The sequence below is a fragment of the Pseudomonas sp. CVAP#3 genome (assembly GCF_018986375.1).
GTDB classification, from domain to species: Bacteria; Pseudomonadota; Gammaproteobacteria; order Pseudomonadales; family Pseudomonadaceae; genus Aquipseudomonas; species Aquipseudomonas helvetica.
Map to the genome: position 1 here is coordinate 141,794 of NZ_JAHMSC010000004.1, position 12,430 is coordinate 154,223.

General features: G+C 59.7%; 7 protein-coding genes. 1 reads left to right on the forward strand and 6 read right to left on the reverse strand.

From position 1 onward, the window contains the following. Positions 1–313 precede the first annotated feature (313 nt). The 6 genes from KRR23_RS09095 to KRR23_RS09120 all read right to left on the reverse strand — a co-directional run bounded on the left by KRR23_RS09095 (position 314) and on the right by KRR23_RS09120 (position 10,680). Positions 314–1,807, reverse strand: coding sequence for an efflux transporter outer membrane subunit (locus tag KRR23_RS09095; RefSeq protein WP_216742238.1), 1,494 nt, complete (start codon positions 1,805–1,807; stop codon positions 314–316). After that, positions 1,804–4,911, reverse strand: a complete 3,108-nt coding sequence (locus tag KRR23_RS09100) for an efflux RND transporter permease subunit (RefSeq protein WP_216742239.1) — start codon at positions 4,909–4,911, stop codon at positions 1,804–1,806. Before KRR23_RS09100 ends, KRR23_RS09095 begins: the two co-directional genes overlap by 4 nt. Further along, the gene (locus KRR23_RS09105) at positions 4,908–8,012 is read right to left on the reverse strand and encodes an MdtB/MuxB family multidrug efflux RND transporter permease subunit (protein ID WP_216742240.1); all 3,105 of its coding nucleotides are present in this window, start codon (positions 8,010–8,012) and stop codon (positions 4,908–4,910) included. Before KRR23_RS09105 ends, KRR23_RS09100 begins: the two co-directional genes overlap by 4 nt. Continuing rightward, entirely contained in the window at positions 8,009–9,325 is a 1,317-nt protein-coding gene (locus KRR23_RS09110; protein WP_216742241.1) for an MdtA/MuxA family multidrug efflux RND transporter periplasmic adaptor subunit, read from the reverse strand. Before KRR23_RS09110 ends, KRR23_RS09105 begins: the two co-directional genes overlap by 4 nt. A 179-nt stretch (positions 9,326–9,504) precedes the next feature. After that, complete coding sequence (tpx, locus tag KRR23_RS09115) at positions 9,505–10,005, reverse strand: thiol peroxidase (RefSeq protein WP_019690760.1); 501 nt, start codon at positions 10,003–10,005, stop codon at positions 9,505–9,507. 231 nt (positions 10,006–10,236) lie between these two features. Further along, a complete protein-coding gene (locus tag KRR23_RS09120; protein WP_216742242.1) occupies positions 10,237–10,680 on the reverse strand; it encodes a polyketide cyclase in 444 nt (147 codons plus the stop codon). 271 nt (positions 10,681–10,951) lie between these two features. Here KRR23_RS09120 and KRR23_RS09125 point away from each other — a divergent pair, with 271 nt between their 5' ends. Continuing rightward, complete coding sequence (locus KRR23_RS09125) at positions 10,952–12,358, forward strand: DUF1254 domain-containing protein (protein WP_216742243.1); 1,407 nt, start codon at positions 10,952–10,954, stop codon at positions 12,356–12,358. Positions 12,359–12,430: the final 72 nt, after the last annotated feature.

Below are 12,430 nucleotides of genomic sequence, written 5' to 3' on the forward strand. Positions count from 1 at the left end.
CAGGACTGCATCCATGCTCGTTGGGGCAAAGTGCGCGATTGTACTGATTCCATCAACGAACGCACTCACAAAGTAACCAAAAGGCCATTAGCGCGACGGACAGTCTGAAACAAGGCAGAACATGCCCTTACAGAGAGTAAGGCTGACCGCAACTTGTGGCGAGGGAGCTTGCTCCCGCTGGGCCGGTCCGCGTTCGGGCGAAGCAGTCGTAAAGCCAGCCAATGGGGTGTAACTGAAGTGACGCGGTAGCAGGTTTTGGGGCCGCTTCGCGGCCCAGCGGGAGCAAGCTCCCTCGCCACAGAAGCGCTCTATCCTAGTCTTTCTTGCTGACCTGGGTCTGACCATCCCAGCCACCGCCCAATGCGGCGATCAAGTTCACGCTGGCAATCAGCCGGCTTTGCTGCAAGCTCAGCACGCTACGCTCGTTGCTCAGCGCTGTGGCCTGGACCACCACCACATCAAGGTAGGCGATCAACCCGGCCTTGTACTGGTTCAGGGTCAGGCGCAATGACTCGCGGGCCGCGTCCAGCGCTTCCTGACGCACCGCAGCTTCGTCTTCCATGACCTTGAGCTGCACCAGGTAGTTTTCAACTTCGCGGAACCCGTCGAGCACGGTTTGCCGATACTTCGCCACGGTCTGGTCATAGGCAGCCTCGGTTCGGTCGACTTCCGCCGAGCGCTGGCCGCCATCGAACAAGGTCATGGCGAGTTTCGGCCCTACCGACCAGAAACGGTTCGGCAAGCTGATCAGGTTAGAGTAAGTGCTACTGCTGTAGCCGCCACTCATGCTCAAGGTCAGGTCCGGGTAGTAAGCCGCCTTGGCCACGCCGATGTTGGCGTTGGCAGCAATCACCGAACGCTCGGCGGAGGCAATGTCCGGGCGCCGCTCCAGCAGTTGCGAGGGCAGGCTCAGCGGTACCTGCGGCAATGCTGGAATGTTCTGCGTTTCAGCCAGATTGAAGTCAGCCGGCGGCAAGCCGATCAGCACCGCAATCGCGTTCTCGAACTGCGCACGCTGCCAGATCAGGTCGACCATGTCGGCCTGAGTGCTTTTGAGCTGGGTTTGCGCCTGGGCGACTGCGTCCTTGCCGGACACTCCCGCACGGTACTGGTTTTCGGTCATTTTCAGCGAGCGCTGATAATTTTCGACCGTGGCTTGCAGCAGGCGCTTTTGCTGGTCGATCACTCGCAATTGCAGGTAGTTCTGCACCAGCTCCGATTGCTGGCTCAGGCGCATCGCGGCCAGGTCGGCAAAACTCGCATCGGCACTGGCCTTGTTGGCTTCCAGGCCACGACGCAATTTGCCCCAGACGTCCGCTTCCCAACTCACCCCAAGCTGAGTGTTATAGGTGTCGCGAATGCCACTGTTGGTACTGCTCAGGCTTGAACTGCTGCTGCCAGTGCCCTGACTCGAACGGGTTTTCCCGGCGCTCAGATCAACCGTCGGAAAAAACGCACCTCGGGCACTGCGTACCAAAGCTTGAGCCTGACGGTACTGGGCTTCGGACTGGGCAACGGTCTGGTTGGCACTGTTGAGTTTTTCGACCAGCCCGTTGAGCTGCTGATCACCGTACAGTTCCCACCAGGCACCACGCGCCAATGAATCACTCGGCGTCGCCTGACGCCAACCGTCTGCCTGCTTGTACTGTGCCGGCTCGGCCACTGTCGGACGCTGATAATCCGGGCCGATGGCGCAGGCACTGAGCATCAAGACGCTAAGCGAAAGACTCAGTAAACGCGAACCGCGGGCCGATACCAGGCGCCGGGCCATCGGTGCGTCGAGGTTGAGTGGGCAACGGTCAGTCATAGCGGAGTTTCCAGAGAAGCATCGGTACGAACCCCACGCCAGCGGTTGACCCGATGGCGCAAACGGTCGAGATAGAGGTAAACCACCGGGGTGGTAAAAAGCGTCAGCACCTGGCTGAAAATCAACCCGCCGATAATGGTCAGGCCCAGTGGCTGGCGCATTTCCGCGCCTTCGGCGGTGCTGAGCAACAAGGGCAAGGCGCCCAGAATCGCCGCCAGGGTAGTCATCAGAATCGGCCGCAGACGCAACAGACACGCACCGCGAATCGACTCCAGCGGTTCCATGCCCTGATGGCGCTCAAGCTGCAACGCGAGGTCAATCATCAGAATGGCGTTTTTCTTCACCACGCCGATCAGCAAAAACAGCCCGAGCAGCGAAATCAGGCTGAACTCGCCGCCCAGCACATAGATCGACAGCAACGCACCGACCCCTGCCGAAGGTAATGTCGACAGGATCGTCAGCGGGTGCACGTAACTTTCGTACAGCACGCCCAGCACCAGATACACCGCCACCAGCGCACCGAGAATCATCCACGGCTGACTCTTCTGGGTCGCCGCGAAAGCGTCGGCAGTGCCGGCCATCTTGGCGATCACTTCTTCCGGCAACCCCAGCTTGGCAATCGCCCGTTCGATGGCGGCCGAGCCTTGTTCAACGGTGACGCCTTCGGCCATATCAAAAGAGATGCTTTCGGAAGCGAACTGTCCTTCATGGCTGACCCGGTCGTTTTCCAGGCTGTTTTCATAGTGGGCAATCGCCGACAGCGGAATGCGCGCACCTGCAGCGGTGATCACCTGGACCTGATTGAGGGTGATCGGGTCCTGGGCGTACTTCGGATTGACCTCCATCACCACCTGATACTGATTGAGGCTGTCGTAAATGGTCGAGATCTGGCGCTGGCTATAGGCGTTGTTCAACACCGCAGTGACCATGGCCATGTCGATGCCCAAGCGCTTGGCCTGATCACGATCGACCACCAGCGTCACTTGCGCCGCCCCCCGCCCTTCGCGAGCGTCGATGGCCGTCAGTTCAGGCAGCGCCTTGAGCGCAGCGACGACTTTCGGGTACCACTCGCGCAACGCCGATAAATCGCCGCTTTGCAGGATGTAGGTGTATTGCGAGGTGGTCTGCTCGCGGCCACCGCCAAACTGCAAGTCCTGGTCGGCCATCAGCATCAATTGGGCACCGGCGACCTTGGGCATTTCCTTGCGCAGGCGCTCGATGACCTTCTGCGCAGAGATATTGCGTTCCTTGATCGGCTTCAGGCGCACCAGCATGAAAGCGTTATTGGTGCCGTTGGTCCCGCCAATAAAACCGGCGACACTTTCCACTGCAGCGTCTTTCAACACTGCACGGCGGAAGGTTTCCATTTTCGGCTGCATGACATTGAACGACAGGCCATTGTCGCCGCGGACAAAACCGATCAGTTGACCGGTGTCCTGCTGTGGCAGGAAGGTCTTTGGCACCACCACATACAAGGCGATGTTGACGCCAATGGTGACAAACAGGCTGAGCAGCGTAAGCCGCTTATGCCGCAGCACCCAATCCAGGCCGTTGGCATAGTGCTTGACCATCCAGTCGTTGGCTCGCCGGCTGGCGCGCTGCAAACGGTTTTCTTCGCCTGGCGTGTGGGGTTTCAGCCAGCGGGCACAGAGCATCGGTGTCAGGGTCAGCGAGACCACCAGCGACACCACGATTGACGCTGCAAGCGTTATCGAAAACTCGCGGAACAGGCTCTCGATGATCCCGCCCATGAACAGAATCGACAGGAACACCGCCACCAGCGAGACGTTCATCGACAGCAAGGTAAAACCGACTTCCTTGGCGCCCAGGTACGCGGCCTTCATCGGCGCGATCCCTTCGTCGATGTGCCGCGAAATGTTTTCGAGCACCACGATCGCATCGTCCACCACCAGTCCCGTGGCCAGAATCAGCGCCATCAGCGACAGGTTGTTCAGCGAAAAGCCATAGAGGTACATCACCGCGAACGTACCGACCAACGACACCGGTACCGCCAGCGTCGGGATCAACGACGCGCGGAAGTTACCGAGGAACAGGAATACCACCAGAATCACCAGCGCCACGGCAATCAGCAGGGTCATTTCCGCTTCGTGCAGGGTCGCCTTGATCACCGGTGAACGGTCCATCGCCAGATTCAGCTTGACGCTGGCCGGCAACACCGCCTGCAACGCCGGCAACTGCGCCTTGATATCGTTGACCGTTTTAATGATGTTGGCGCCGGCCTGGCGGTTGATCACCAACAGCACTGCCGCGTCGTCGTTGAAGAAACCGCTGTTGTAGCGGTCTTCGACGCTGTCGCGAACCTTGGCCACATCGCCCAGGCGCAATGCCGAGCCATTCTGGTAGCGAATGATCAGCGGCTCATAATCCTTGGCCTTTTCCAACTGGTCGTTGGCCTGTACCTGCCACATCCGCTGATCATCTTCGATCGAGCCTTTGGGCCGGCGCACGTTGGCGTTGGCGATGGTGTTGCGCACGTCATCCAGCGCTACGCCGTACTGGTTCAACAGTTGTGGTTCAAGTTCGATACGTACCGCCGGCAACGAACTACCGCCGATTTGCACTTCGCCGACACCGGGCACCTGGGACAGGCTTTGCGAGAGGATCGTCGAGGCGAGGTCATAGAGCTGACCTTTTTCCAGCACATCCGAGGTCAGCGACAGCACCATGATCGGCGCCTGGGACGGATTGACCTTCTTGTAGGTCGGCATGCTGCGCATACCGCTGGGCAGCAGGTTGCGCGAGGCGTTGATCGCCGCCTGCACTTCGCGCGCCGCACCATTGATGTCGCGGTCCATGTCAAATTGCAGGATCACCCGGGTCGACCCCTGGCTGGATCGGCTGCTCATGGTGTTGACCCCGGCGATGGCGCCGAAAGATCGCTCCAGCGGCGTCGCCACGGTGGACGCCATGACCTCGGGGCTCGCGCCCGGCAGGCTCGCCGACACCACGATCACCGGGAAATCCATTTGCGGCAGCGGCGACACCGGCAGCAAGCCGAAACTCACGCCGCCCAGCAGCATGATCGCCAGGCTCAACAACATCGTCGCTACCGGCCGGCGAATGAAAGGTCCGGACAGGTTCATGGCTGCTCTACCGGCTCCAGGCGCTCAGGCGCACGCCGCCAGCGCCGACCGAGGCGGTCGAAGTACAGATAGATCACTGGCGTGGTAAACAGCGTCAGCACCTGGCTCACCAGCAGGCCACCGACCATCACCAGACCCAATGGCTGACGCAGTTCGGCCCCCGAACCGGTGGCGAGCATCAACGGCACCGCGCCAAACAACGCGGCCAGGGTGGTCATCAGGATAGGCCGGAAACGCAGCAGCGCCGCCTGATAGATCGCGGTCGCCGGGTCCATGCCCTGATTGCGCTCGGCGTCGAGGGCGAAGTCGATCATCATGATCGCGTTCTTCTTGACGATGCCGATCAGCAAGATGATGCCGATGATCGCAATCATGCCCAGGTCATTGCCGCTGAGAATCAACGCCAACAAGGCGCCGACCGCCGCCGATGGCAGCGTCGAGAGAATGGTGATCGGGTGAATGTAGCTCTCGTACAGCACGCCGAGCACGATGTACATGGTCACCACCGCCGCCAGAATCAGCAGCAAGGTGCTCGACAGCGAAGCCTCGAACGCCTGGGCCGCACCCTGGAACTGAGTCTGCACCCCGAGCGGCATGCCGATGTCCTGCTGCACTTTGTTGATCAGCTCGACGGCCTGCCCCAGCGCCACGCCGGGCGCGAGGTTGAAGGACATCATCACTGCCGGGAACTGGCCGATATGCGCAATCGCCAATTGCGCCTGGCGCTCTTCGACGTGGGCCAGGCTGGACAGCCGCACCTGGCCGCCATTGGTGGTCTTGACGTGAATCTGCTCCAGCGCCTGCGGGCCGATCTTCTCGCCGTCCTGCGCCTGCATCACCACGCGGTATTGGCTGGCCTGGGTGTAAATGGTCGAGATCTGCCGCTGGCCAAAAGCGTCGTACAGCGCGTCGGTGATGTTCGACACCGAAACGCCGATTCGCGAAGCTGCATCACGGTCGATCACCAGATAGACCTGCAAGCCCTTGGCTTGCAAGTCACTGGCAACATCAGTCAGCTCGGGTTGCTTGCGCAGCGCCTCGACCAGTCGCCCGCTCCACAGGCTGAGCATCTCGGCATCCGGCGACGACATGCTGAATTGGTACTGTGTGCGGCTGACCCGGTCTTCGATGGTCAGATCCTGCACCGGTTGCATGAACAGACGAATGCCCACCAGTTTGTCCAGCTGCGGCTGCAACCGGCTGATCACTTGGGCCGCGCTCAGATCACGTTCTTTATGCGGCTTGAGATTGATCAGCAAGCGCCCGCTGTTCAGGGTCGCGTTGTCGCCGTCGACTCCGATATAGGACGACAGGCTTTGCACCGCCGGATCGGCCAGGATGACCTTGGCCAGCTCCTGCTGACGCTGGCTCATGGCGGCGAAGGAAATCGACTGCGGCGCCTCGGAAATACCCTGGATCACCCCGGTGTCCTGCACCGGGAAAAAGCCCTTGGGCACCACGATGTACAGGAACACCGTCAGGCCCAGGGTAGCGATGGCCACCAGCAAGGTCAGCGGCTGGTGCTTAAGCACCCACTGCAACTTGCGCCCGTAGGCGGCGATCAGCCAGTCGATCCACGCACCGCTGGCCCGGTAGAAACGGCCCTGCTCTTCTGGCTTGGGTTCACGCTTGAGCAGCCGCGCGCACATCATTGGCGTCAGGGTCAGCGAAACCACCAGGGAAATCAGGATCGCCACCGCCAGGGTAATCGCAAACTCGCGGAACAGCCGCCCCACCACATCGGCCATGAACAACAGCGGAATCAATACCGCAATCAGCGACAACGTCAGCGAGATCAGGGTGAAACCGATCTGCTTGGCACCCTTGAGCGCCGCCTGCAATGGGCTGTCGCCCTCCTCGATGAACCGCGAAATGTTTTCCAGCATGACGATCGCGTCGTCCACCACAAAACCGGTGGCAATGGTCAACGCCATCAAGGTCAGGTTATTGACCGAGAAACCGGCCAGGTACATCACGCCAAAGGTGCCGATCAACGACAACGGCACTGCAATCGACGGAATGATCGTGGCGCTGGCACGGCGCAAGAACAGGAACGTCACCATCACCACCAGGGCGATGGCGATCAGCAATTCGTGCTGCACGTCGGTGACAGACGCGCGAATGGTCTGGGTGCGGTCGGTCAGCACGGTAACGTCGAGGCCGGCCGGCAGGTTATCGGTGATGCTCGGCAACAGGGCCTTGATCCGGTCGACCACCTCGATCACGTTGGCACCCGGCTGACGCTGGATGTTCAGCAGCACGGCCTGGTTTTCATTGGCCCACGCGGCGAGGCGTTCGTTTTCGGCGCCATCGACAATCTGCGCGACGTCCTTGAGTCGCAACGGCGCGCCGTTCTTGTAGGCCAGAATCAGTTCGGCGTAATCCTTGGGCGAGGTCAACTGATCGTTGGCATCGAGCATCGAGACCCGGGTCGGGCCGTCGAAGTTACCTTTGGGCTGGTTGACGTTGGACGCGCCGATCAAGGTGCGTACGTCCGACAGGTTCAAGCCGTTGGCCGCCAGGGCTTGCGGGTTGACCTTGATCCGCACGGCCTGACGCTGGCCGCCGGCGATACTGACCATGCCGACGCCACTGATCTGGGCGATTTTCTGCGCCATGCGCGTGTCGACCAAATCATTGAGTTTGGGCAGCAGCATGGTTTTGGAGGTGATCGCCAGGGTCAGTACCGGGGTGTCCGCCGGGTTGACCTTGTTGTACACCGGCGGTGCCGGCAAGTCCTTGGGCAACAGATTGGTCGCCGCGTTGATCGCCGCCTGCACCTGCTGCTCGGCGACGTCCATGTTGATGTCGAGGCTGAAGCGCAGGGTCAGCACCGAGGCGCCGCCGGAACTGGTCGAGGCCATTTGGGTCAGGCCGGGCATTTGCCCGAACTGGCGCTCAAGTGGCGCGGTGACCGCACTGGTCATCACGTCCGGACTGGCGCCCGGGTACAGGGTCATGACCCGAATGGTCGGATAATCGACCTGAGGCAATGCCGAGACCGGCAGCAACTTGTAGGCAATCATGCCCGCCAGAACAATGGCCAGCATGCTCAGGGTGGTGGCTACCGGGCGAAGGATAAACAGCCGCGAGATGTTCATGCGCGACCCTTGTGCGCCTTGCCGGTGGCTTTCGGATCAGTCGTGGCGTTGGTCGATGGGTCCTGGTTATCCGTCGGGGTCGCGGGGGCGACATTACTGCTGTCGTTGACCACCTCGACTTCACTGCCCTCCTTGAGGCGGTCAGTGCCTTCCAGAACCACGCGATCACCGGCTTTCAAGCCTTCCTGGATCACCGTGTTGTCGCCATCGCTGGCGCCGATCTTCAACGGGCGAATGGTGACTTTTTTATCACCGTCCAGGACGTAGGCAAAAGTGCCGTTGGTCCCGAACTGAATGGCTGCCGAAGGCGCCAGCACCACGCCCTTGAGGGTGTCGGCCAGCAGTCGGACGTTGACGAACTGATTCGGGAACAGCGCCAGATCGCGGTTGTCGTAGCGTGCCTTGAACTTCAGTGTGCCGGTGGTGGTGTCGATTTGGTTGTCGAGGCTTTGCAAGACACCGCTGGCCTGCAATTTGGTATCGCCACGATCCCAGGCTTCAGCCGGCAGTTTGGCACCAGAGTGGTAGCGGGTCAGCACGGTATCGAGCGTATTTTCCGGCAAAGTAAAGACCACGCTGATCGGCTGGGTCTGGGTAATGACCGCCAGGAACGTGGTGTCATTGGCAGACACCAGGTTGCCGACGTCCAGCTGCCGCAGGCCGACGCGCCCGGTGATCGGCGCACGGATCTTGGTGAATTCCAGATTGAGTTTGGCGTCGTTGACCGCCGCCTGATTGGTCTTGACCGTGCCCTGGTACTGCCCCACCAGCGCAGCGGCGGTGTCGAGGGTCTGTTTGGCGATACTGTCTTGCGCATACAAACCGCGATAGCGTTCCAGATCCACCTGCGCGTTTTTCAACTGTGCCTGGTTCTGCAACAACGTGCCTTCGGCCTGCAACAAGGCGTTCTGGTAAGGGCGCGGGTCGATCTCGGCGAGCAGGTCGCCAGCCTTGACCATCTGCCCTTCTTCAAACGCAATCTTCACCAGTTCGCCGCCCACACGGCTGCGCACATTGATGGTGTTCAGCGCAGTGACCGTGCCCAGCGCTTTGTAGTACAGCGGGAAATCACCCACGACAGCAGGCGCGACCCGAACCGGGACCGGTCCTGTGGCGCCACCAAACCCCGGACGCATCCCGCCAGACTTGCCGACATGCCCCGCCGCCGCTTTAGCTACAGGGGCGTCTTTGTGAGCCGTACCGCCTGGCCAGAACTTCCAGCACAGGCCGGCAATGACCAACAGGACCAGCAGGCCAAATAGCCAGCGACGGGAATGACGAGAAGCAGAGGATTGCATGGAATGATCAACCATTGGGCGCGTGTGGGCATCTTTATACGGGAGAGTGAACGATAAGCACTGACGGCATTGAAGCAAAGCGCCTTTACCGGCAATTTACCTTCAGCCTGCTTTTGCGATTTTTTGCTAAAGCACTGAAGCACAAATGAAAACGGCCTGGACAGAGCCAGGCCGTTAACAATTGTAAGATGCGGTTACTTCAAAACGGCCAACGCCGCTTCGTAGTTTGGTTCTTCAGCGATTTCTTTGACCAGCTCGCTGTGCAGCACAGTGTCGTTTTCGTCGAGTACGACCACTGCACGGGCGGTCAGGCCTTTGAGCGGGCCGTCGGCAATGGCAACGCCGTAGTTTTCGATGAACTCACGGCCGCGCAGGGTCGACAGGTTCTGAACGTTTTCCAGGCCTTCAGCGCCGCAGAAACGTGCCTGGGCGAACGGCAGGTCAGCCGAGATGCACAGGACAACGGTGTTGGCCACGTCGTTGGCCTGAGCGTTGAACTTGCGTACCGACGTGGCGCAGGTCGGAGTGTCGATGCTTGGGAAGATGTTCAGCACTTTGCGCTTGCCGGCGAAGCTTGCCAGGGTCACGTCGGACAGATTGCCGGCAACCAGGGAAAAGGCTGGCGCCTTGGAGCCGGCTTGTGGCAGTTGGCCGTTGACTTGAACCGGATTGCCTTTGAGGGTGACTTGAGCCATGAACGGAGTCCTTCTGAACGTTGTTTGGAAAATATCGAAGAGGTCGAAGTTAACCACGAAATTGTCCGACGACCTATGGCCAGATACAAATTGTGATAGGTCGTTGCGTACATTGGATATACGCCGATTTCTGTAGGAACGAGGCTTGCCCGCGAAGAACGATAACGCGGTCAGACTGTTGCACCGCGATGTTCCAATCGCGGGCAAGCCTTGCTCCTACGGGGGGGCGCTTCAACCCAATAATTGAAGCATATTGCGGTGCCGCGCCTCGAAAATCCGCCGCATGTAGGCATTGACCATCAACCACTCGAAAAGTGCACCGCCAATGGCCGCATAGGTCACGCGATCGGTGTACAGCGTCCCGCCCTCCACCGCCGCGACCCGGTGCTCATGACGAAATGCAGCCATCGGCCCCTTGAGCATTTCGTCAATGAAATGGCTATCGCTGACCTCGCGAATCGTCACGATCCAGGTCGCCGGAATACAGCCGAACATCCAGTGACGAAAACTGAACTCCCGACCGGCAGCAATGCGCAAGTCGTTCACGTCGATGTTGCCTAATGGCGTCACCCGTTCCGGGAAGATTTTCGGGAAGTTGCTGCCTTCAAGGCAAAAATCGAGAACCTGTGCGGGTGTTTGTCCTCTGATCAGCGTGGAGAGTTCCAGAACAGGCATTGACAGTGTCCTTCCTTGAGCACGAATACCGATAGATTAGCACTCAACATTTACCGTATTACAGCGCTTTTCACATGCAAGCCTGTGAATAGGCTTATTATTTTGGCGCACGAAATCTAGGGGACTTTATGTACAAAGTGACCAGGTAACGACCCGCAATGACGTGCACCTTTGTTCGGTAACGGAAACTTGTTTCGACAAAAACCGCAAACTCGACGACATTACGCCCGTGAAATGACACCTGAATCGCGCTTATCCATAGGACTGTGCAATGACCATCGAAAAACCGACCCGCCTGTTGCTCGCCGGCCTCTCTTTGCTACTGAGCGCAAGCGCCTGGGCAGATTTCAGCGCCAGCCCCGAAGAAGCCCGGGGGATCGCCAAAGACGCGTATCTCTACGGCTTCCCGGTGGTGGAGATGTACAAGACCCTGTACACCCAGGCGGTGGACAAGAACGGTCCGAACTTCAAGGCACCGCTCAACCATATCAGCAATACGGCAAGAGCGTTCACCCCCAAGGACACCGCGTTCGTTACCCCAAACCCGGACACTCCCAGCTCATTTCTCTGGATGGACCTGCGCGCCGAGCCTGTGGTTGTGACCCTGCCGCAGATCGCCGAAGAGCGTTACTACTCGGTACAACTGGTCGACCTCTATACCCAGAACTTTGCGTACCTGGGCACCCGCAGCACGGGTAACAAGGGCGGGACCTTCATGATTGCCGGTCCTGAATGGCAAGGTCAGCAACCGCTCAAGATCGATCGCCTGGTACGTAGCGAAAGCAATATTGCCTATGCGCTGTACCGTACCCAGCTGTTTGATGAAAAGGACCTGGAGAAGGTCAAGAAAATCCAGCACGGCTACAAGGTTCAGACGCTGAGCCAATACCTGGGGCAACCGGCACCGGCCGCCGCACCAAAAATCGACTGGCCCAAGCCTACTCCGACCATGAGTGACAGCCCGGAGCTGTTCCGCTACCTGAACTTCATGCTCGGCTTCGCCCCGGCGCAAGACGTTGAAAAAGACCAACTGGCACGCTTCGCGAAAATCGGCATTGTTGGCGGCCAGCCGTACGACCTCAAAACCCTCACCGCCGAACAACGCAAGGCCCTCGAAGACGGTATCGCCGATGCCAAGGCCGAGTACGCGGCGTTCAAGAAAGACAAGATCGATACCCATCAGGTCAGCAACGGTGACTTGTTCGGTACCCGCGACCACTTGAACAACAATTATCTGTACCGCTACGCCGGCGCCAACCTGGGGATCTTTGGCAACTCCGCTGATGAAGCAGCCAAATTCAGTTATCTCGTCGACAGCCTGGGCAAACCGGCCAACGGCGCGAGACACAGCTACACCGTGCACTTTGACAAGGATCAACTGCCACCGGCCGACGCGTTCTGGTCGCTGACCATGTACGACGGCAAGACCAAGCTGCTGGTGCCCAACCACAAGAAACGCTACCTGCTCAACTCGCGCATGCTGTCCACCTTCAAGCGCGACCCGGACGGCGGCCTGACTCTTTACCTGCAGCACTCCGAGCCGCTCAAGGATCAGCGCAGCAACTGGCTACCGGCGCCGCACGGCCCGTTCTACGCGGTGTTGCGCCTGTACCTGCCCCAGCCTCAGGTCGGCAACGGTCAATGGAAACTGCCGCCGCTGACGCCGATCAACCCGTAAGTTGCAGTGATACGCAAACCGTGTGCACCCACGCAACCGTGGGTGCACACATCACCCGGATCTGTTGAACGT